A 22,904-nucleotide genomic window follows, 5' to 3' on the forward strand; every position below is an offset into this window, starting at 1 on the left:
AGTATAATAGACTTAAAATATTATAGGAGGACAAGTTTAATTATGGGGGAAACATTAAACGAAAATCTACTGACAACGGGATCTATTCCGAAAAAGATTATTATGTTTGCGATTCCGCTTTTATGGGGGAATTTATTCCAGCAGTTGTATAATGTGGCGGATTCTCTGATCGTGGGAAATTTTCTTGGGAATAATGCACTTGCAGCTGTCAGCTCATCAGGGAATCTGATATTCCTGATGGTAGGATTTTTTGGGGGAATTGGCGTGGGAGCCGGTGTTGTCATTGCGAGGTATTTTGGAGCCGGAGAATATGAGAAGCTGAAAAAAGCAATCCATACGGCACTGGCATTTGGTGGTGTATGTGGAATTTTTCTTACGGTTGCCGCGTTGATCCTTGCACCGCAGATTTTAAAACTGATTGGTACGCCGGAAGAGGTACTGCCGAAATCACTGGTTTATTTCAGGGTGTATTTTGCAGGTTCACTTGGATTTGTAATTTATAACTTTGGAATGGGGATTTTGCAGTCACTTGGTGACAGTAAGAGTCCGGTCATCTATCTGATCATTTCAGCGTGTCTGAATGTGATTCTGGATCTGGTGCTGATCGGAGGTTTAGGATTTGGTGTAGGTGCAGCAGCTTTTGCAACGATTGTTTCACAGATATTAAGTGCGGTTCTGTGTATCAGAAAACTGCGCAGGGAACCAGAGGCGTTCCGGTTATCTTTTCGTGAACTGCGGATGGATGGGAATATGCTGCGGCTGATCGTGGTAAACGGAATACCGGCAGGAATCCAGAATTCCATTATTGCGGTTGCAAATGTATTTGTACAGTCGAATATTAATCAGTTTGGGGCTCTGGCAATGGCCGGGTGTGGGTCATATTCCAAAATTGAAGGATTTGGATTTATTCCGGTTACCTGCTTCTCGCAGGCACTCACGACGTTTATTGGACAGAATCTGGGAGCAAAAGAGTATGACCGGACAAAAAAAGGGGCATTGTTTGGAACCATTTGTGGAATCGGGATAGCAGAAGTGATCGGAATAGCAGTTTTTTTCTTTTCACCATACCTGATCGCTGCGTTTGGAGGAGATCAAAAAGCAATTGAATATGGAATTGCAGAGGCACATACGATCGCTTTTTTCTATTGTCTGCTTGCGTTTTCACATTGTATGGCAGCAATTCAGAGAGGGGCGGGAAGAAGTATTGTTCCGATGTTTGTTATGATGCTTGTATGGTGCGGAGTCCGGGTAACCTATATTAGTATTGTTATCAGGATTATTCCGGTGATCAATGTAATCTACTGGGCATATCCACTTACCTGGTTTATCAGTTCGGTGATATTTTTGATTCTGTTTCTTAAGACAGACTGGATTCACGGATTAGAGAAACAGTGACAGGGCGTATAAAAAAGAAAGCTATACACTACTTATGTAGTGTGCGGCTTTCTTTTTTTGTATTTTTTCCTGAAATTACAGGGAAAGGGAATGAAGTTCCGTAAAAAATGAAGGATAAGATACATCTACACACTGACCATCCTGGATTTCAGTATTTCCCTCGGCGGCAAGGGCTGCGATGGAAAAGGCCATTGCGATCCGGTGATCCAGATAACTGTTGATCTGTCCTCCATGAACCGGATTACCGCCACGGATGATCATGCCGTCGTCGGTTGGTGTTACATCAACGCCCATGGCAAGAAGTCCTTCTGTAGTTGTTTTGATACGGTCAGTCTCTTTGACCTTCAATTCGGCAGCATCCCTGATGATCGTAGTTCCCTCGGCGAAAGCAGCCATCACTGCAATCATCGGAATCTCATCGATCAGTGTAGGGATGATTGCACCTTCTACGGTGGTTCCGTGAAGAGCGCTTGTACGTACAAGAAGATCGGCAGTTGGTTCACCACTGTCACAATTTTCATTTAGATAGGTAATGTCTGCCCCCATTGCCCTGCATACTTCAAGGATTCCGGCACGGGTCGGGTTAGTACCTACATTCTTTATCAGAAGTTCAGAACCTGGAACCAGAAGGGCAGCAGCGATGAAGTAAGCAGCAGAAGAAATATCTCCGGGAACCAGGATCTTCTGTCCGTATAATTCCTCACATGGGAGAATAGATGCAGTTGCACTGCCATCAGAATGTATTTCTGTCTGTACGTTGGCACCGAAGCCATTCAGCATCAGTTCTGTATGATTACGGGAAAGTACAGGTTCTGTAACCAGGGTTAATCCGTCTGCATAAAGTCCTGCCAGGAGTACGGAAGATTTAACCTGAGCAGAAGCTACTTTTGAGTGATAGTGGATTGCGTGCAGGGATGGATTCTGACCGGCAGGAAGCAGGCTGTTGATCAAAAGTGGTGCGCACCCGTTCCCATTCTGGCTTAAAATATCAGCGCCCATCATCCCAAGAGGCTCCATGATCCTCTTCATCGGGCGGGAGTTCAGAGAAGCATCGCCGGAAAGAGTGGTGGCAAATGGCTGACCGGAAAGAATACCGGAAATCAGTCTTGTGGTGGTTCCGCTGTTCCCCACATCTAAAAAAGAAGAAGGTTCGGAAAGTCCGTGAAGGCCTTTGCCGTGAACCAGGATACGGTCAGGTGTGTCTTCGATATTGATTCCCATGGCACGAAAGCAGCCGATGGTAGAGAGGCAGTCGGCACCGTGAAGAAAATGTGTGATCTCAGTAGTTCCTTTTGCCAGTGCACCGAACATAATAGAACGGTGGGAGATGGATTTATCGCCGGGAACAGATACTTCCCCGCGAAGCTGTTTAACAGGTTGGATTTGCATAATATAGTAACCTCTCATTCGTAAAATTCTATTTTCAAGCATTGTGACCAATTTACACAAAGTTCTGAAAAGATTTTTTGGACTGTCTTGCATTTAATGATGTGAGTGTCAAAAATCCTCTTGCAAGCAAGCTTGCATCGGCTTTCTGACCTTTTGACCCTGGTATCATCATTTAATTATTAACGCTCATAAACAATATAACGATGCTTCTGCAAAAGTGCTACTGCCTTCTCACAGGAGATGCTGTCATAGAATTCGATGCGGAGTACGCCTTCTTCAAATTCACGGTTATGAACGATTCCGATGTTCTTAATGCTGAGTGCATTAGAAGCGAGGATGGTCGCAATGGTGGCGATCACACCGGCTTCATCCGGGATGTCACAGTAGATCTCGAATGCACGCTTGATCGGGCCGGCAGAACTGTTTGGCATGGAATTGCGGTAGTTCCGGGAATGGTCGAACATATCGTAGATTCCCTGGGAGTCTCCGGCATCAACCAGTTTTTTCGCTTCATTTAATGTTTCGATATAATTTCCAAGGATCTGGGAAATATTACTCTGATTCTGTGCACAGATATGTTCCCACATGGTCGGTGAGGAAGAGGCGATTCGCGTAATGTCCTTAAAGCCGCCGGCGGCGAGGGTTTTCATCAGCTCATCCTTGGTGTCGGTGTCTCTGACAAAGTTGACCAGACTTGCGGCAATGATATGTGGCAAGTGGCTGATCGTGCCGGTGACGATGTCGTGTTCATGATAATCCAGTACGATTGGAAGTGCACGCAAGGATTCTACGAAGGATGCGTATGCATCAACCTTTTTTTTCGCTACTTTGGCGGAAGGGGTGAGAACAAAGTAAGCGTTCTCAATCAGGATTGGTTTGGAATTGGCAAAACCACTCTTTTCGGAACCGGCCATCGGGTGTCCTCCGATAAAGTAATCCTCCAGTCCCAGCCGGATGATCTCGTCATGGATCGGAGTTTTGACACTTCCGACGTCAGTCAGGATCATATCATCATGCAGGTAAGGCATCATCTGCTTTAAATATGCAGTATTGAAAGCAACCGGGGCACATAAGAAGATGTAGTTGCAGCCTCGGAAATTATCATCGATTGAGGTACAGGCCACATTGATGATGGATTCTTGTGTGGCAAGTGCCAGAGTTTCTCTATTCTTGTCGAAAGCGACAATCTCATAATCCGGATAATATCGCCGGATCGCCTTTGCAATAGAGCCCCCAATGAGTCCGAGTCCGATAAATCCGATTTTTTTCTGTTTCATAATTTTTCGTCCTTTCGTGATAGTCTACCTTTCATAATATAGGAAAACAGGCTATCTGTCAATAAAGCAATACTTTAAAGTGCAAAAGCGAAAGTTTTTGTTGAAATTCTATAAAATAGTTGTGTTTTTATAGAAAGTTTAGTACAATATATCCATGAGAAACTTTAGCAAGGAGGCAGCAAGCATGAAGGTTTACAGAACGGATGAAATTAGAAACGTGGTCCTTTTAGGACATGGGGGAAGCGGAAAGACCAGTCTGGCAGAAGCGATGGCTTATGTATCTGGAGCAACAAATCGTATGGGATCTGTTGAGAACGGTAATACGATCAGTGATTTTGATAAAGAAGAACAGAAACGTAAATTCTCACTTAGCACAAGTCTGATTCCGATTGAATGGGAAAAAGCAAAGATTAATATCCTTGATACACCTGGATATTTTGATTTTGTCGGAGAAGTGGAAGAAGCAGTCAGCGCAGCCGATGCAGCTGTTATCGTTGTTTCCGGAAAAGCCGGTGTGCAGGTAGGAACCGAGAAAGCATGGGAGCTCTGTGATAAGTATAATCTTCCGCGTATGATCTATGTTACTGAGATGGATGTGGATGATGCCAGCTTCCGTCAGGTTGTTGAAGATCTGACCGCAAGATACGGTAAAGTGATTGCACCACATTTCCAACCGATCCGTGAGAACGAGAAATTAGTAGGTTATGTCAATGTTATCAAGAATGCAGGTAGAAGATACACCGGACTTGGACAGAGAGAAGAGTGTGAGATTCCGGATTACTGTCTGCCGAACCTGCAGATTTACAGAGAGAAGCTTCTTGAAGCAGTGGCAGAGACCAGTGAAGCATTTATGGAACGTTATTTTGAGGGAGATGAATTCTCGGTTGAAGAGATCCGCTCTGCCATGAGAACAGAAGTTATGGACGGAGATATCGTTCCGGTAGCAATGGGATCCAATGTTCAGGCACAGGGTGTTGCAAACTTACTGTCTGATATCGTAAGATTTTTCCCAAGTCCGGAATACCGTGAATGCGTAGGCATCAACCGTAAGACCAATGAGATCTTTGAAGCACATCATGATTTTGCAGCCGCAAAGACCGCATATGTATTCAAGACCATGGTAGATCCGTTTATCGGAAAATATTCTTTCGTAAAAGTATGTTCCGGTGTATTAAAGGGGGATGATGTCCTTTACAATCCGGAGTCAGATGCAGAAGCAAAGATCGGCAAGATCTACACCTTATCCGGCAACAAACCGGTAGAAGTTCAGGAACTGTTTGCAGGTGATATCGGAGCGATTGCAAAACTGACAAGTACAAAGACAGGGGATACCCTTTCAACAAAAAATACACCGGTATCTTATGGAAGAACCGAATACTCCAAACCGTATACATATATGAAGTATGTAGTGAATAACAAAGGTGATGAGGACAAGGTATCACAGGCTCTTGCGAAGATGATGGCAGAGGATGTGACACTGAAAGTGGTAAATGACAGTGAGAACCGCCAGTCACTGATTTATGGAATGGGTGACCAGCATCTGGAAGTGACAGCAAGCAAGCTGGCAGAGCGTTACAAAGTCGGAATCAGACTGGAGACACCAAAAGTTGCGTTCCGTGAGACGATCCGCAAGAACTCGGATGTAGATACCAAGTATAAGAAACAGTCCGGAGGACATGGACAGTATGGACATGTTAAGATGCGTTTTGAACCATCCGGAGATCTGGATACACCGTATGTATTCCAGGAAGAAGTAGTCGGAGGTGCTGTTCCGAAGAACTACTTCCCGGCGGTTGAAAAAGGATTGCAGGAATCTGTATTAAAAGGACCTCTCGCCGGATATCCGGTAGTTGGTGTGAAAGCAACTCTGTATGATGGATCTTACCATCCGGTAGATTCTTCTGAAATGGCATTTAAGACTGCGACGATCCAGGCATTTAAGAAAGGATTTATGGAAGCAGGACCGGTTCTTCTTGAGCCAATCGCATCTGTGAAAGTAACCGTTCCGGATGATTATACCGGAGACGTTATGGGAGATCTGAACAAGAGACGTGGCCGTGTTCTTGGAATGAATCCACAGTCAGGCGGATATCAGGTAATTGAAGCGGATGTACCGATGACAGGCATGTTTGGATATTGCACAACACTTCGTTCTATGACAGGTGGACGAGGAAGCTATTCGTATGAATTTGCCCGTTATGAACAGGCTCCGGCAGATGTACAGGAAAAAGAAATTGAAAAGCGTGCAGCTGAAGAATAAGAATAAGGAAAAGCCGGGAGAAAATCCCGGTTTTTTCTATTGTACTTTCGTACTAAAAGTGGTATACATATTATGATGGTGGCAGCTTCGGCTGTCACATTGGTATTTTATACAATTTTAGTATTAAAGGTTTAGTATTAAGAGAAAAAGTAGAGGAAAAGAAAAATGAAAATTGTAATTATTGGGGACGGGAAGGTTGGTCATAAACTGACCATACAGTTATCCGAAGAAAATTACGATGTGGTTTTGATTGACCAGAATGAGGGGAAATTAAAAGAAGCACTGAATCAGCTTGATATTCTCTGCATTACCGGAGATGGTGCAGATGCGAAAGTGCAGAAAGAAGCAGGAGTGCCGGGCGCTGATCTTGTTGTGGCATGTGCATCGACAGACGAACTGAATATGCTGAGCTGCCTGCTCGCAAAGAGACTGGGGGCAAAGCACACGATCGCCCGTGTAAGGAATCCGATCTATTATCAGCAGATCGATCTTTTGAAAGAGGACTTAAGACTGAGTATGGCTGTCAACCCGGAACTTGCGGCTGCATTTGAGATTTCCAGATCGATCCTTCTTCCGGATACTGCAAAGGTAGAGACTTTTATGAAGGGAAAAGTCGAAATGGTAGAATTCATTGTCAAAGAAAGAAGCCATCTGGGCGGAGTATCGCTTGCTGAGCTTTACCGCAAGTTCCAGATCAAAGTTCTGGTATGTGCTGTAAGACGTGGATCGGAAGTGATCATCCCGAATGGTGATTTTGTCATCCATGATGGAGACCGGCTTCATATTGTTGCATCCCACAAATATATTGAAGAATTTTTCCATCTGATCGGAAAGCGGAAAGAGCCGAAGAATATTCTGGTCTGTGGTGGGGGAAAAGTCGGATATTATCTGGCAAAACAGCTTTTAGGACTTGGTATGCAGGTTAAGATCATTGAGCAGGACTGGAAGAAATGCGAAGATCTCTGCGACCAGCTTCCGAAAGCGACGATCATCTGTGGGAATGCCGCAGACCATGACCTTCTGATCGAAGAAGGAATTGAACAGGCAGATGCCCTGGTCAGCCTGACCGGTATGGATGAGGAGAATATTATCCTTGCACTTTTTGCAAAGACAAAAGGTGTGGACAAGATCGTGGCAAAGGTCAACGAAGACGGACGTGCCCAGCTTGTCGAGGAACTTGGGATCGATCTGATCGTATCGGCAAAGACTGCAACAGCAGATGCGATTATGAGTTATGTGCGTGCACGCCAGAATTCTCTCAAGAATGTCAATGTTGAATCTATGTATCAGCTGGTTGGCGGAAGAGTAGAAGCACTGGAATTTATTATCAAAGAAAAAACAGAATATACAGATATCCCGTTTAAGGATCTGGAACTGAAGCCGAACAATCTGATCGCATGTATCGGAAGAAAACGGCAGATTATTATTCCGGACGGGGATGAATCCATTCAGGTGGGCGACAGTGTTGTAATCGTTACAACCCAGAAGAAAGTTAAGGATATCACAGATATTCTGGCTGAGCAATAGGGGTGAAAAGAAATGAATGTGAAAATGATACGCTATATCATCAGCAAGATGATGGGAGCAGAGGGACTGCTGATGCTGCTTCCGATGATGGTTGGAATTATTTATGGCGAGCACACATCGGTTTATTTTCTGATTACAGCTGCGATCCTGACGGCAATTTATCTGCTGTTTGGCAGAAAATGCCCGGAGAACATGACGATTTATGCCAAAGAAGGTCTGATCATTGTTGCAACGGCCTGGATTTTCTGGTCACTTGCAGGTGCACTTCCATTTGTACTCAGTAAAAGTATTCCAAGCTATGTGGATGCTTTTTTTGAAACAGTATCCGGATTTACGACGACAGGTTCTACGATCCTGACTGAGATTGAAGGACTTCCGAAAGGAATTCTTTTCTGGCGTTCCCTGACACATTGGGTTGGTGGAATGGGAGTGCTGGTATTTGTTATGGTACTTACCTCTCTGGATGAGAAGAATTCCATGCATCTGATGCGTGCGGAAGTTCCGGGGCCAGAGGCAGATAAACTGGTTCCAAAGGCAAGAGGAACCGCAAGGATCCTGTATGGAATGTATTTTGCACTGACTACAATTGAGGTAGTTTTTCTTCTGGCAGGAGGGATGAACCTGTTTGACGCAGTGACACATGCATTCAGTACTGCCGGTACCGGAGGATTTTCCGGCTACAATGCAAGTGTGGCACACTTCAACAGTGCCTACATTGATGGTGTGATCACCGTATTTATGATCCTGTTTGGTATCAATTTTAACCTGTATTTCTTTCTGCTTTTGAAAGAATTTAAGAGTGTATTTAAGAATGAGGAGCTGCGTGCTTACCTGGGAATCATTGCAGGAGCAACCGTTGTGATCACCTGCAATATCGCCGGAGGTTATCATTCTCTTTTAAAGGCATTCCGCTATGCGGCGTTCCAGGTGGCATCCGTGATCACGACAACTGGATTTGTGACGGCAGATTTCAACAAGTGGCCGGAGCTTTCCAAATGTGTTCTGCTTCTTGTGATGGTAATCGGTGCTTCTGCCGGTTCAACAGGCGGTGGTATCAAAGTATCAAGACTTCTGATCCTGGTAAAAAGCATCCGCCGGGAGCTGAAAACTATGATCCATCCGAAAGCAGTCAATATCGTAAAAGTAAATGGGAAAAAAGTGAAAGAAGAGACGATGCGGGGGGTATATATATACTTTATTGCGTATATACTAATCCTGATCGTATCCGTGCTTCTGATCTCGATCAATAACTTTGATTTTACTACTTCATTTACCGGAGTGCTTACTACACTTAATAATGTAGGACCGGGACTGAATCTGGTAGGACCGGTGGAAAATTTTGCGAAGTTCTCAGACTTCTCGAAGATTGTTTTCTGCGTGGATATGCTGATCGGACGACTGGAGATTTTCCCGTTCCTGATGCTGTTCTCGCCGTCACTTTGGAGTAGAAAATTCTAAGACAGCTTTGGTAAGGCAAAACGATGAAAAGGAGAATTTATGAAAAAGAAAAATATAGCGATCAGTTTTCTGCTGCTTTTAGTGGCAGCAGGAATCTGGTATTATGTATCACTGCCGGCTTTTAATATCCATTCTTCCGGAGTGTGGTATTTTGTGCTTGTTCTGGTGCTTGCGGTCGGTCTTGTGCTTGCAGGAAAAAAAGGCTTGCGATACGGAGCGATTGATCTGAAGGAGATGAAAGAATCCAAAGGTTTCAAATGGTGTGTCCGTCTTTTTATTCTTTTGTTAGTGATTTATCTGGCTGGAACCATTCTTTCTTCACCGATTGTGAATGCGAAGAAATACCAACAGCTTCTGAAGGTAGAAGAGGGCGAATTCACAAAAGATATCGAGGAGCTTTCCTTTGACCAGATCCCGCTTCTGGATAAGGAGTCTGCGCAGCTTTTAGGAGACCGGAAGATGGGAAGCATGTCAGACATGGTATCCCAGTTTGAGGTGGACGATATCTACAGTCAGATCAACTACAAGGATCGTCCGGTCCGTGTGTCACCTTTGAAATATGCGAATCTGATCAAATGGTTTACCAATCGGAAAGATGGACTTCCTGCATATATCCGGATCGATATGGCAAGTCAGACAACGGAGATGGTAAAGCTGGAGCAGGGAATGAAGTATTCGACCAGCGAGCATTTTGGAAGAAATATTTACCGTCATCTTCGTTTTGCGCATCCGACTTATATTTACGGAGACCTTAGTTTTGAAATTGATGATAATGGTGTTCCATACTGGGTAGCACCGGTCAAAAAGTATAATATCGGTCTTTTCGGAGGAGAAACGGTAGGGCATGTGGTGCTCTGCAATGCGATCACCGGCGAAATGCAGGACTACAGGATCGATGAAGTCCCGGAATGGATCGACCGAGCCTATTCGGCAGATCTTCTGGTACAGCTTTATGATTATTATGGCACGTTAAAGCATGGGTATTTTAACAGTGTACTCAGCCAGAAAGATTGTCTGAAGACAACAAACGGATATAATTATCTGGCGATTGATGATGATGTATGGGTGTACACGGGAGTAACTTCTGTAAACAGTGACCAGTCCAATGTGGGATTTGTGCTGATGAACCAGAGAACTATGGAGACAAAGTATTATCCGGTGGCAGGTGCGATCGAGGATTCTGCGATGGCATCGGCAGAAGGACAGGTACAGAACCTGAAGTATCGGGCGACTTTCCCGCTGCTGCTTAACATTTCCGGGGAGCCGACTTACTTTATGGCACTTAAGGATGATGCAGGACTTGTGAAAAAGTATGCAATGGTCAATGTCCAGAAGTACCAGGTTGTTGCGATCGGGGATACGGTAAGTGTATGTGAAGAATCCTACAATAATCTGCTTCTTACCAATGGAATCAAGGAAAAAGAAGAAGTGAAGATGGATACCGGCACGATCGAAGGAAAGATCACGAAAATCGCCCAGGGCGTTATAGATGGAGATTCTCATTACTACATTATGCTGGAAGGATCAGATGAGATTTTTGATGTATCGGTAGTCGATTTTATTGAGATTATCAAGTACAATGTGGGAGATGATGTAAAACTGGAGTATGCAAAAGGGGATAAGGCAAATACGGTGTTGTCTTTGAAATAGCATGATGTTGGGGTCAAAAGGTATTTTGACCCCTTTGATACCAGATTGCGAGAGTGCAAAAATCCTCTTGCAAGCAAGCTTGCATCGGCTTTTTGACCTTTTGACCCTGGTATCATAGCATAAAAAGAATGTGCTCTGTCACATTTGGAAAACCATAAAAGGAGGGATGAAGATTTACAGAAAATCTTCATCCCTCCTTTTGGATAATGTCTATCTTAGTTAAGGAGTGTACAATCTTCAAAATCTACATTACCAAGCTGTTCATTCGTTGCACTGATGCTGACATAAAAATCTACATCATTTTCTTTGGAAATCTTTTTCAGTGTTTCGATGAAAGAAGGAATGTTCTCAAGTGTGATGTCGGCGTGCTTTAAAATACCGTCGATAAAGATTGCTTTGATATCATGGTCTGCGCTTAACATACCGTAAATAAATCCAAGATATTCATCGGTATTGGTGATTACATCATAGTCATCCATGCAGATCGCTCTGATGTTGAAAGATAAGCTGTATGTATCTCTGTGGCTCTTCTTGATGAAGAATACGTTTCCTTCACATGTCTTTACAGCTTCGTTAGCACGTTCGATCATTTGCTGGGTTTTTCCGCTTCCTTTTGGGCCTGTCAATAAATTAACCATATTATCAAGTCTCCTTTGTTTATGAATTTGTACTAAAAAAGTACGAGATTTTATAAAACTATTATACACTAATCACAATGCATTAACAAGCTATTTATTTGCATCTTTTAAAGAAATGTGATACGATATAGCTCGGAAACAATTTGCAGTTAGAAAAGGCTAATTTATGGAATTATAATAATAAGAAAAGAGGAACGAAAAATGACGAAAGTTGATATTATTTCTGGTTTCCTGGGAGCAGGAAAGACAACATTCATCAAGAAACTGATCGAGGATGTATTTCCGGGAGAAAGACTGGTCCTGATCGAGAACGAATTTGGGGAGATCGGTATTGATGGCGGATTCTTAAAAGATGCCGGCGTTGAGATCACAGAGATGAACTCAGGATGTATCTGCTGTACACTGGTGGGGGATTTTAGCAAAGCACTTCAGAAAGTACTTGTAGATTATACACCGGATCGTGTCATCATCGAACCTTCAGGAGTTGGAAAGCTTTCTGATGTTGTAAAAGCAATCGAGGGTGTCAAAGATGAGGCAGATATTGAGATTGACGGAAGAATCACAGTTGTTGACGGTAAGAAAGCAAAGATCTATCTCAAGAACTTCGGAGAATTCTTCAATAACCAGGTAGAGCATGCATCTACGATCGTTATCAGCCGTACCCAGATGATGACAGATGAAAAGGTAGAAGAGTGCGTGCATATGCTGCGTGAGAAAAATGCAGAGGCAACCATTATTTCCACACCTTGGGAAGAACTTGGAAAAGATGCCGTTTTGCATGCCCTGCAGCATGGTGCTGAGATCGAAGGTATCCTGGAAGAACATGCACATGAGCATGACGACCACGAACATCACCATCATCATGATGACGAATGTGGCTGCGGTCATGATCATGATCACGACCATGAGGAGCATGAGCATCATCACGAACATGATGAGAACTGCACCTGCGGATGCCACGATCATGACCATGAACACCATCATGATCACGACCATGAAGAGCATGAGCATCATCATGAACATGATGAGAACTGCACCTGCGGATGCCATGACCATCACCACGGACACGAAGGACATCATCATGCAGATGAAGTATTTACAAGCTGGGGCAAGGAGACTGCTCATAAGTATACAGAAGAAGAACTGGATTACCTGCTGAAAGCATTATCTGAGACAGATGCTTACGGAACCGTACTTCGTTCCAAAGGAATTATCCAGATGGCAGACGGTTCCTGGAAGCAGTTTGATATGGTTCCGGAAGAATATGAAGTCCGTGAGGGACAGGCTGATTACACAGGACGTGTATGCGTGATCGGAACAGATCTCAAAGAAGAGGATCTGATTAAGTTATTCCATATCTAGGAGGAGCAAGCGGCGATGACAACACCGGTATATATCTGTACAGGATTTCTGGACAGTGGAAAAACAACATTTATCAAGGACACACTGATGAAGCAGGAATGGATCGAAGAAGGTCCGACATTGCTTTTGCAGTGTGAAGAGGGAGAGGAAGAGTACTCGGAAAAATATCTGGATGAGAACGGACTGTTCCTCTTCAATATAGAAGAAAGAGAAAAGTTAAATAAAACTTTCTTTGAAAACTGTGAGAAGATCTATCATCCGGTCCAGGTGATCATTGAGTACAATGGAACCTGGGATCTCCAGGAAATCCTGGATGAAGATTTTCCACGTAACTGGGAGATTCAGGGTGTGTACTCAACGGTTAGCGGTGAGACGCTGGACATGTACCTGAAGAATATGCGGAATATGCTGATGAACCAGCTTACAGAATCTGAGTTGATCATCATCAACCGTTGTGGGGAAAATACAGACCGAAGTGCGTTCAGACGTGCCCTTAAGATCCAGAACCCACAGGCACAGCTGATCTTTGAAGGCGTGGATGGCAATATTATCCCGCAGACAGAAGAGGATCTGCCATATGATCTGAAAGCAGACCATATCTTCATTGATGATGTGGACTTTGGTACCTGGTATGTGGATGCATATGAGCATCCGGAGCGCTACGAGCACAAGAAGATCACCTTCCTTGCACAGCTTTTCCGTCCGAAGGGAATGCCGGCAAATATGCTGATTCCGGGAAGACAGATCATGACCTGCTGCGCAGATGATATCCGTTTCTATGGATATCCATGTAATCTTGGAAGGGCAGCGCAGATTACACAGAGAAGCTGGAAAAAAGTAACCGTCAAGTTCGAGTACGAAGCGTACCGTCCGATGGTTCCAAAGCAGCCGGTTCTTTATATGCTGGAGATGGAATCCGCAGAAAAACCGGAAGAAGAGGTAGTATATCTTGGATAAATTTCAAGTATTAAAGCAATTTTTTGGCTATGACGGATTCCGACTGGGACAGGAGAAACTGATCGATGCGATCCTGTCCGGCCGGGATGTACTCGGCATACTGCCAACGGGAGCCGGAAAGTCCATCTGTTTTCAGATTCCGGCGCTGATGATGGGAGGTATTACACTTGTGATATCTCCCCTTATTTCTCTTATGAAGGATCAGGTGGCATCCCTCAACCAGGCAGGGGTTCATGCAGCCTATCTGAACAGTTCCCTGACTATGGGGCAGTACCGGAAGGCACTTGCTTTTGCAAAAGAAGGAAGATATAAGATTATCTATGTGGCACCGGAGCGGCTGGAAACTGCAGAGTTTATGGATTTTGCTATGAGCGTGGATATTTCTATGATCGCAGTCGATGAAGCACACTGTGTTTCCCAGTGGGGACAGGATTTCCGGCCAAGTTATTTAAAGATCACAGAGTTTGTAGAGTATCTTCCAAAGCGGCCGGTTGTGAGTGCATTTACTGCAACAGCGACGAAAGAAGTAAGAGAGGATATGATCGATATCCTGATGCTGGAGGATCCGGAAGTAGTAATGACAGGTTACGACAGACCGAATCTGTTCCTTGCGGTACAGTTCCCAAAGAATAAATATGCCGCACTCAAAGCATTTATTGAGGAGCATCCGGATCAATGCGGGATCGTCTACTGCCTGACCAGAAAGCAGGTGGAGGAAAATTGCGCACTCCTGGAAATGGATGGGTTTTCCGTAACCAGGTATCATGCGGGACTGACAGACCGGGAGCGGCGTGATAATCAGGATGATTTCATTTATGACCGGAAACAGATCATGGTGGCGACGAATGCATTCGGGATGGGAATTGATAAATCCAATGTCCGCTTTGTCGTACATTACAATATGCCGAAGAATTTGGAATCCTATTATCAGGAAGTGGGACGCTGCGCCCGAGACGGTGAGCCGGGGGAGTGCCTGCTTTTATATAGCGGACAGGATGTGATCACAAACCAGATGTTCATTGAGAACAACCGCGACAATCAGGAACTGGATGAACTGACGCGCCGGATCGTGATAGAGCGGGATCAGGAGCGCTTGAAAAAGATGACTTATTATTGTTTTACAAAGGAATGTCTGCGTGATTATATTCTGCGGTATTTTGGGGAATACGGAAGCAATTACTGTGGGAACTGTTCAAACTGTAAGACGCAGTTTGATACCGTGGATATGACGGCAGAGGCAAGGATACTTGCCATGTGTGTAAAAGAAAGTCATCAGCGTTATGGAATTAATGTGATTCTGGATACGGTGCATGGAGCAAATAATGCGAAGATCCGGCAGTATGGCATGGGTGCCAGTCCGGCTTACGGGGTACTTTCTAAGACGCCATCGTGGAAGCTCAGGCAGATATTCAACCAGCTTCTGGCAGAAGGATATCTGAAGACCACGCCGGATTCTTATATGATTGTGAAGCTGACTGAAAAGTCGGAAGCACTGATTGCAGGGCGGGAGACATTTACAATGAAGATGGCAAAAGAACCGGAGAAAGAGGCGAAGACAACACCGAAGAAAAAAGTGAAGAAAACGGCCGGACTGGTTCTGAATAAAGAGCAGGAAGAGTCTTTTGAAATCCTGCGCGCTCTGCGGGCAGAGATAGCGAGAGAAGAAAAAGTTCCGCCTTATATTGTATTTTCCGATAAGACCCTTGTGCAGATGTGTATCGAAAAACCGACAAATAAGAATGCTATGCTGAAAGTTTCCGGTGTGGGAGAGTTCAAGTTTGAAAAATATGGAGAACGCTTTCTGGAGGTGATCCGGTCGTGGACATAGAATATCATCTGATCCGGTCAGACAGGCGCAGTATTGGAATCGAAGTTGACCGGGAAGGAAAGGTGACGGTCCGTGCACCCTATTCCTGTGAGAAAAAGCGGATTGACCGGTTTCTTCTGGAAAAAGAGAACTGGATCCGACAGAAGGTAAAGCTTCAGAAGGAAAATGCAATGAAGCGGCAGGAAAAGAGAGAGATGCCGGAAGCAGAAAAGAAATATTACCGGAATCTTGCAAGAGAAGTATTAGGTGCAAGGACCGGATACTATGCCCGGAAAATGGGTGTGACCTATGGGCGTATTTCCATCCGGGAGCAGAAGACCAGGTGGGGAAGCTGCAGCAGCGTAGGGAATCTCAATTACAACTGGAAGCTGGTGTTGATGCCGCCGGGAGTTCTGGATTATGTTGTGGTGCATGAGCTGGCACATCGTAGAGAAATGAATCATTCCGCTGCATTCTGGAAGGTCGTGGCGACGTGGATGCCGGACTATAAAAAATATAGAAAATGGCTGAGAGATAACGGAAATCAATTTTAAATGGTAAAAATAATCAAGAATTCGTAAAAAACAATCAAGAATCTCTTGACGGAACTTGTATTTATTTTTATAATAACAAGGTATATGAAAAAAACAAGGATAAGGATCAGTAAAAGATTAGAGTCTGTACAGAGAACTGCCGGGCGGTGCAAGGCAGCAGATCAAATCTTTGAACTCGCCTTTGAGTTCTTCTGCTGAACGGTTTTCAGATAGGCAGAAGCGGGAATTCCCGTTATAGAATCACAAGTGCGCTGCACCGTAAGTTATGTTACCGGGATGCGGCGAAGAAGAGTGGTACCACGGAATTTAATCTTTCGTCTCTTTGAATTTATCAAAAGAGGCGAAAGATTTTTATTTAACAGGAAATCCTGATGGAATTTCCTGTTAAATAAAAGGTTAAGACACTTTTTTTCATACTGAAACAATACCAGGAGGAAAGAAAAATGGCAGTACCTTACAATCATAAGGCAATCGAAAAGAAATGGAAAGAAAAATGGGCTGAGAATCCGGTTAATCCGAAAGTGGATGAAAACGGCAACCCGAAAAAGAAATATTATTGTCTGGACATGTTCCCGTATCCGTCAGGAAACGGTCTTCATGTAGGACACTGGAGAGGCTATGTTATCTCCGATGTGTGGAGCCGTTACAAATTGCTTCAGGGATATTACATCATTCATCCGATGGGATGGGATGCATTCGGCCTTCCGGCTGAAAACTATGCGATCAAGATGGGAACCCATCCTGCAAAATCGACAGCAGCAAACATCGCGAATATCAAACGTCAGATCAATGAGATCTCAGCGCTTTATGACTGGGATATGGAAGTCAATACAACAGATCCTGATTTCTACAAATGGACACAGTGGATCTTTGTAAAGATGTTCAAAGAAGGACTTGCATACGAAAAAGAATTCCCGATCAACTGGTGCCCGTCTTGTAAGACAGGTCTTGCAAACGAAGAGGTTGTAGGTGGAAAATGCGAACGCTGCGGCGCTGAAGTTACAAAGAAGAACCTTCGTCAGTGGATGCTGCGTATCACAAAATATGCAGACCGTCTGTTAAATGACCTGGATAAGCTTGACTGGCCGGAAAAAGTTAAAAAGATGCAGACAGACTGGATCGGTAAATCTTACGGTGCAGAAGTAGATTTCCCGGTTGAAGGAAGAGAAGATAAGATCACTGTATACACAACAAGACCAGATACGCTTCATGGAGCAACCTTCATGGTACTTGCACCGGAACATAAGCTTGCAGCAGAGCTTGCAACACCGGAACACAAAGAAGAAGTAGAAAAATATATCTTCGATTCTTCTATGAAGTCTAATGTAGACCGTCTGCAGGACAAAGAAAAAACAGGTGTATTTACAGGAACTTACGCGATCAACCCTCTGAACGGAGCAAAGGTACCGATCTGGCTTTCTGATTATGTACTGGCTGATTATGGTACAGGAGCCATCATGTGTGTACCGGCTCATGACGACCGTGACTTTGAATTTGCAACCAAGTTCAACATCCCGATCATCCAGGTTATTGCAAAAGACGGTAAAGAAATCGAAAATATGACAGAAGCTTACACAGAGGCTTCCGGAACGATGATCAATTCCGGAGAATGGAATGGCATGGAAAGCTCTGTCCTTAAGAAAGAAGCTCCACATATCATCGAAGAAAGAGGAATCGGACGTGCAACTGTAAACTACAAGCTGCGTGACTGGGTATTCTCCCGTCAGAGATACTGGGGAGAACCAATTCCGATCGTACACTGCCCGGAATGTGGCGCTGTACCGGTACCGGAGGATCAGCTTCCGCTGAGACTGCCGGATGTAGAATCTTATGAACCGACAGGAACAGGAGAATCTCCACTTGCGGGAATCGATGAATGGGTAAATACAACCTGTCCTGTTTGTGGAAAACCGGCAAAACGTGAGACAAATACCATGCCGCAGTGGGCTGGATCTTCATGGTATTTCCTGCGTTATGTAGATAATCACAACAACGAAGAACTTGTATCCAGAGAAAAAGCAGATGCAATGCTTCCGGTAGATATGTATATCGGTGGTGTAGAACATGCAGTACTTCACCTTCTGTATTCAAGATTCTATACTAAATTCCTTTGCGATATCGGTGTGATCGATTTTGATGAGCCGTTTGTCAAACTGTTCAACCAGGGAATGATCACAGGTAAGAATGGTATCAAGATGAGTAAGTCAAAAGGAAATGTCGTGTCTCCGGATGATCTTGTAAGAGATTATGGATGCGATTCTTTAAGAATGTATGAACTCTTCGTAGGACCACCGGAACTGGATGCAGAGTGGGATGACAGAGGAATCGATGGTGTATACCGTTTCCTTAAGAAACTCTGGAACCTGCTTATGGACAGCAAGGATAAAGATATCAAACCAACCAAAGAGATGATCAAAGTACGTCATAAACTGGTTTATGATATCACAACCCGTCTGGAAAGCTTCAGCCTGAATACCGTTATTTCTGCATTCATGGAGCATACAAATACACTGGTTGCGATCGCTAAGAAGGAAGGCGGAGTAGACAGAGATACTCTGGATACCCTTGCTGTATTACTGGCACCATTTGCACCACATATGGCAGAAGAAATCTGGGAAGAACTTGGCAACAAAGAAAGCGTATTCCGTGCCGGATGGCCAAAATACGATACAGAAGCCATGAAAGATGATGAAATCGAAATTCCGGTACAGATCAATGGAAAAACAAGAGCAGTCATCAAGATTTCCGCAGAGGCTACAAAAGAAGAAGCAATCGCTGCCGGAAAAGAAGCAATCGCAGATAAACTTACAGGAAATATCGTAAAAGAAATCTACGTTCCGAAGAAGATCATAAACATTGTGCAAAAATAGGCAGTGCAAATAAGGAAAGCCGAGGTCAAATCCTGCTAGCAGGAATTTGACCTCGGCTTGAGTTATTTATAGGGCGTACGCCCGTCAATCGAACGAACTATGTTCGTGAGATTGTGCACTGCCGTAAATTTGCGACAAAAGTAATCCATTCAAGGCGTATGCCCGTCAATCGAACGAACTATGTTCGTGAGATTGTGCACTGCCATAAATTTGCGACAAAAGTAATCCATTCAAGGCGTACGCCCGTCAATCGAACGAACTTGTTCGTAAGATTGGAGCACTGCCGTAATTCTGCGACAAAGTAAATCATTCAAGTATAAGTCCGTCAATTTTCCGGTAATCCTTTACGGATTCCAAAAGTGGATGCAGGGGAAAAGGGAATACAGCTGATCAACCGGAATATGGTCAGAAATATTTCATTTGATAACAAATAAAAATATGCTATACTGTTCTTGAACTTTGAGTAAGGAGGAACAAACAGATGGAAAATGTACACAGTATAGACGTAGAAGAGGATCAGTTTGCATACCGTTATGATACGCAGCTTCTGATCGACAGAAGAGATGAAGATCTGGATGAAGATGAGATTGCAGAATATATATCCGAACATTTTGAGGGAAACTGCCTGATCGCGGTAGGAGATGAAGACCTGATCAAAATTCATTTCCATACAAACGAGCCATGGAAGATTCTGGAATATTGTAACAGTATCGGCGAGATCTACGATATTGTAGTGGAAGATATGATCCGGCAGTCAGCGGGACTGAAAGGATAGCATGTACCTCATATCGCTTTATTTTGACGAAGGGACAAACAAGAAGATCCAGTTATATATGGAACAGATTGCGCAAAGAACGGGCAATATGGCGATGATTGACGGAAAGGTTCCGCCACATATTACCTTGTCGGCATTTGATATGGCAGAAGAAGAGAAAGCAATCGCCGGCTTTATGGCAATGGAACAGGAATTTGAAAAAGGACAGATTTTCTGGTGCTCGGTAGGGATGTTTCTGCCACATACAATTTATTTGTCACCGGTTTTAAATGCATATCTGCAAAAGCTGTCAGAGTCTGTTTTCTCAAAGATCAGATATCTGGAGGAGGTACGAATCCAGATCAGATACCAGCCGTTTTCCTGGTTCCCGCATACAACACTGGGAAAAAGACTGAACCAGGCGGAAATGCGGGAGGCATTTGTTGTGATGCAGAACCAGTTTGCACCGTTTACAGGTGAAGCGGTTGAGATTGGGCTTGCGAGGACGAATCCATACAGGGATTTATGTAAGATAAAGTTAAAATAAAAAGAAGATTTTCGCGGATCTGAATCGACACGTGAAAATCTTCTTTTTCGCTATCAGAGGAACTATCCGAGCACAGTTCTACTAAAGTTTTCCCTCTGGAACCCTGGAAATGATCGTCCGGTTGATCCGTACCAGGAAGAAGGAGGATACCATAAGTGAAATGACCTCCGCAATCGGGAATGACCACCACACTACATGAAGACCGCCAAGCTTTGCAAGGATATATGCGGCAGGGATCAGTACAAATAACTGACGCATAATGGAGACGATCATACTGAAAAATGCTTTTCCAAGAGCCTGAAATACTGTTCCTGATACAATACAGAACCATGCGATCAGATAGTGGATTCCGATGATCCGCAGGGCAGGAACTCCGATGGTGAGCATCTCGTCCGATGCATTGAACATACCCAAAAGTATCTGTGGGATTCCTTCAAAGCAGAGGAATCCGATGAAGGTGAGGCAGAAGGCAACCAGCATACTGAGCTTGATCGTCTTGAGCATACGTTTTCTCTGACCGGCACCATAATTGTAGGCAATGATCGGAGTAATCCCATTGTTGAGACCGAATACCGGCATGAAGAAGAAACTCTGTAGCTTAAAGTAAACGCCGAATACAGCAGTTGCGGTTGATGAAAACTCGATCAGGATGCGGTTCATGCAGTAAGTCATAACCGATCCGATGGACTGCATAATAATCGTTGGAATTCCAACTGCATAAATGGTGCCGATAATATGGAAATCGAGTCTGAATCCATGAAACTTCAGTTTCACATCATGATTGTACCGGTGGTTACAAAATCCGGCGACAAGTGCGGCAACGCATTGTCCGATCACGGTTGCAACAGCAGCTCCGGTCACACCCATTTTCGGAGCTCCGAGAAGTCCGAAGATCAGGATTGGATCAAGAATGATGTTAGTGATTGCCCCTGTCAGCTGGGAAGTCATACTGAAGATGGTTCTTCCGGTTGAAGTAAGAAGACGCTCAAAGAAGACCTGTGCAAGCAGCCCGAAAGAAAAAATCATGACGGTGCTTAAGTACTCAATTCCGAGTTCCATGATCTCCTGGTCAGCATTTCCAATCTGACTTGCGTAAAAAGGACGGACAATCGTAAAGCCAAGAATGAAAAATACGAGATAGCTGAAAAAATATAAAACGGCAGCGTTGCTTGCAGTTGCATTTGCTTTTTTGAAATTTTTCTCTCCAAGTGATTTGGAAAGGAGTGCATTCATGCCGACACCGGTTCCGGTTCCAACTGCAATAAGCAGTGTCTGGAGTGGAAAGGCAAGTGAAACGGCGGTCAGTGCATTTTCCGATAATTTAGCGACAAAAATACTGTCTACGATGTTGTACAAAGCCTGTACCAGCATAGAAATCATCATAGGCAGAGACATATTAAATAATAGTTTTCCGATGGGCATGGTACCCATTTTGTTTTCTGCGGGTGCAGATGTATTTTCTTGATTCATTTTCTCATTCCTTTCTGTTCTGGTAAAAGAGTAAAAATATTGCAAAAACAGCCACTAAACACATATGATATAGGAAAATACGAAGATAATCAAGTGGAATAAGGGAGTATAAATTGACTTCTTTCGGACAGACGGGTATAATTCTTGTTATATGGAGAAATAGGAAAGGGATATACTAGAATGAGTAATACAAATCAGAAAATCGAAACTTTAAATAAACTGCGTACTGTAGAGGCAATTTATGTACTGATGTCATCCTGTACAAGAATGCCATATGTGGTCTGCGATCCGGAGACATTTGATGATGAGATCCTTCTTTATTACACAGAAGCGGAAGCGAAAGAAGAGGCTATGAAGCTTCAGAAGGAGGGAAATCCAATGCAGCTTGTCAAGGTGGATGAAAATTCCCGCCTGTCATTTTTTACCGGGTTGTTTCCAATGGGAGTCAACTGTATTCTGGTGGACAAAGGGTTGGACGGACAGATTACTGTGCAGCTTGACGAATTGATCACGAGACCGAAGGATGAAGAACTGCCAGAAGGAAAAATACGTGTAGAGAATCCGGAACTGGTGCTGACTGCAGCGTATTTTATGCAACAGATGAGAAAGCCGGATAAACCGGAGATGACGGATGAGTTAAAAGAACTGAACGAAGAAATGCTTGCCCATTATCAGGAGGGGCGTTATATTGTGACTGTTCAGGAGGACAAAGGAATTCCGATTTTGAAACAGAAAGATGGAAAAGTGTATCAGCCAATCTTTACGGATGTGCAGGAAGTTAAGAAATTCCAGAACCTGAACAAGGGTGTAACATTGAAAACCGCTGTTGTAGAAGGAAGTAAGATTCCGGAAATTCTTTCACCGGAAGCATTTGGCGTTGCAGTCAATCCGTTTGGGGTGAACCTGCAGTTGCAGATAAAGAGAAAACCGGCGAAAACGAAAGAAAACGAAAACAAAACACAAGAATAATCGAAAATAAAAAAGAAAAA

General features: G+C 43.9%; 17 protein-coding genes and 1 other annotated feature. Of the genes, 13 read left to right on the plus strand and 4 right to left on the minus strand.

Features of this window, described 5'->3' with window-relative positions; all coding sequences use genetic code 11:
* The first annotated feature begins 42 nt into the window (after nucleotides 1–42).
* Nucleotides 43–1,395 carry an MATE family efflux transporter gene (locus AB5213_RS04290; RefSeq protein ID WP_368276380.1) on the plus strand — a complete coding sequence of 451 codons (1,353 nt, stop codon included), beginning with the start codon at nucleotides 43–45 and terminating at the stop codon, nucleotides 1,393–1,395.
* 75 nt (nucleotides 1,396–1,470) lie between these two features.
* On the opposite strand, the gene aroA is transcribed toward AB5213_RS04290, so the two are convergent.
* Both aroA and AB5213_RS04300 read right to left on the minus strand, forming a co-directional pair.
* A complete protein-coding gene (gene aroA / locus AB5213_RS04295; protein WP_055157985.1) occupies nucleotides 1,471–2,784 on the minus strand; it encodes a 3-phosphoshikimate 1-carboxyvinyltransferase in 1,314 nt (437 codons plus the stop codon).
* Between the two features lie 179 nt (nucleotides 2,785–2,963).
* Entirely contained in the window at nucleotides 2,964–4,061 is a 1,098-nt protein-coding gene (locus AB5213_RS04300; protein ID WP_215634096.1) for a prephenate dehydrogenase, read from the minus strand.
* A 184-nt stretch (nucleotides 4,062–4,245) separates the two neighbouring features.
* On the opposite strand from AB5213_RS04300, the gene AB5213_RS04305 reads away from it, so the two are divergent.
* The 4 genes from AB5213_RS04305 (at nucleotide 4,246) to AB5213_RS04320 (ending at nucleotide 10,956) form a co-directional block, all read left to right on the plus strand.
* Nucleotides 4,246–6,321 carry an elongation factor G gene (locus tag AB5213_RS04305; RefSeq protein ID WP_022220725.1) on the plus strand — a complete coding sequence of 692 codons (2,076 nt, stop codon included), beginning with the start codon at nucleotides 4,246–4,248 and terminating at the stop codon, nucleotides 6,319–6,321.
* A 165-nt stretch (nucleotides 6,322–6,486) separates the two neighbouring features.
* On the plus strand, nucleotides 6,487–7,848 hold the full coding sequence (gene trkA / locus AB5213_RS04310; RefSeq protein WP_022220724.1) for a Trk system potassium transporter TrkA: 1,362 nt from the start codon (nucleotides 6,487–6,489) through the stop codon (nucleotides 7,846–7,848).
* Between the two features lie 12 nt (nucleotides 7,849–7,860).
* Nucleotides 7,861–9,306: a TrkH family potassium uptake protein gene (locus AB5213_RS04315; RefSeq protein ID WP_008371730.1), complete on the plus strand. Its 1,446-nt coding sequence runs from the start codon at nucleotides 7,861–7,863 to the stop codon at nucleotides 9,304–9,306.
* Between the two features lie 39 nt (nucleotides 9,307–9,345).
* Nucleotides 9,346–10,956 carry a hypothetical protein gene (locus AB5213_RS04320; RefSeq protein WP_008371728.1) on the plus strand — a complete coding sequence of 537 codons (1,611 nt, stop codon included), beginning with the start codon at nucleotides 9,346–9,348 and terminating at the stop codon, nucleotides 10,954–10,956.
* Nucleotides 10,957–11,171: 215 nt separating this feature from the next.
* On the opposite strand, the gene AB5213_RS04325 is transcribed toward AB5213_RS04320, so the two are convergent.
* Nucleotides 11,172–11,594 carry a DsrE family protein gene (locus AB5213_RS04325; RefSeq protein ID WP_008369803.1) on the minus strand — a complete coding sequence of 141 codons (423 nt, stop codon included), beginning with the start codon at nucleotides 11,592–11,594 and terminating at the stop codon, nucleotides 11,172–11,174.
* Nucleotides 11,595–11,795: 201 nt separating this feature from the next.
* On the opposite strand from AB5213_RS04325, the gene AB5213_RS04330 reads away from it, so the two are divergent.
* From AB5213_RS04330 to AB5213_RS04360, 7 genes are all read left to right on the plus strand, one after another.
* Nucleotides 11,796–12,956: a CobW family GTP-binding protein gene (locus tag AB5213_RS04330; RefSeq protein ID WP_055158434.1), complete on the plus strand. Its 1,161-nt coding sequence runs from the start codon at nucleotides 11,796–11,798 to the stop codon at nucleotides 12,954–12,956.
* Between the two features lie 15 nt (nucleotides 12,957–12,971).
* The gene (locus AB5213_RS04335) at nucleotides 12,972–13,913 is read left to right on the plus strand and encodes a GTP-binding protein (RefSeq protein ID WP_008369798.1); all 942 of its coding nucleotides are present in this window, start codon (nucleotides 12,972–12,974) and stop codon (nucleotides 13,911–13,913) included.
* The gene (gene recQ, locus AB5213_RS04340; RefSeq protein WP_368276381.1) at nucleotides 13,906–15,741 is read left to right on the plus strand and encodes a DNA helicase RecQ; all 1,836 of its coding nucleotides are present in this window, start codon (nucleotides 13,906–13,908) and stop codon (nucleotides 15,739–15,741) included. The genes AB5213_RS04335 and recQ overlap by 8 nt, the downstream gene beginning before the upstream one ends.
* On the plus strand, nucleotides 15,732–16,274 hold the full coding sequence (locus AB5213_RS04345; protein WP_008369795.1) for a M48 family metallopeptidase: 543 nt from the start codon (nucleotides 15,732–15,734) through the stop codon (nucleotides 16,272–16,274). Before recQ ends, AB5213_RS04345 begins: the two co-directional genes overlap by 10 nt.
* 87 nt (nucleotides 16,275–16,361) lie before the next feature.
* Nucleotides 16,362–16,599 (plus strand) — a binding site (T-box leader).
* Nucleotides 16,600–16,717: 118 nt separating this feature from the next.
* A complete protein-coding gene (leuS, locus tag AB5213_RS04350; RefSeq protein ID WP_055249511.1) occupies nucleotides 16,718–19,144 on the plus strand; it encodes a leucine--tRNA ligase in 2,427 nt (808 codons plus the stop codon).
* A 481-nt stretch (nucleotides 19,145–19,625) separates the two neighbouring features.
* Nucleotides 19,626–19,919 (plus strand): hypothetical protein, encoded by a 294-nt coding sequence (locus tag AB5213_RS04355; RefSeq protein ID WP_055249520.1) that lies wholly within the window; start codon nucleotides 19,626–19,628, stop codon nucleotides 19,917–19,919.
* A gap of 58 nt (nucleotides 19,920–19,977) precedes the next feature.
* The gene (locus AB5213_RS04360; RefSeq protein WP_243269661.1) at nucleotides 19,978–20,445 is read left to right on the plus strand and encodes a 2'-5' RNA ligase family protein; all 468 of its coding nucleotides are present in this window, start codon (nucleotides 19,978–19,980) and stop codon (nucleotides 20,443–20,445) included.
* 81 nt (nucleotides 20,446–20,526) lie between these two features.
* Here AB5213_RS04360 and AB5213_RS04365 read toward each other — a convergent pair whose 3' ends face one another.
* Nucleotides 20,527–21,915, minus strand: a complete 1,389-nt coding sequence (locus AB5213_RS04365) for an MATE family efflux transporter (RefSeq protein ID WP_173685119.1) — start codon at nucleotides 21,913–21,915, stop codon at nucleotides 20,527–20,529.
* Between the two features lie 180 nt (nucleotides 21,916–22,095).
* On the opposite strand from AB5213_RS04365, the gene AB5213_RS04370 reads away from it, so the two are divergent.
* Nucleotides 22,096–22,884 carry an SseB family protein gene (locus tag AB5213_RS04370; protein WP_055158418.1) on the plus strand — a complete coding sequence of 263 codons (789 nt, stop codon included), beginning with the start codon at nucleotides 22,096–22,098 and terminating at the stop codon, nucleotides 22,882–22,884.
* The last annotated feature ends 20 nt before the right edge of the window (nucleotides 22,885–22,904 follow it).

This window comes from Coprococcus sp. RTP21204st1_G4_RTP21204_210225, assembly GCF_040915385.1.
Classification (GTDB): Bacteria; Bacillota; Clostridia; order Lachnospirales; family Lachnospiraceae; genus Allocoprococcus; species Allocoprococcus comes.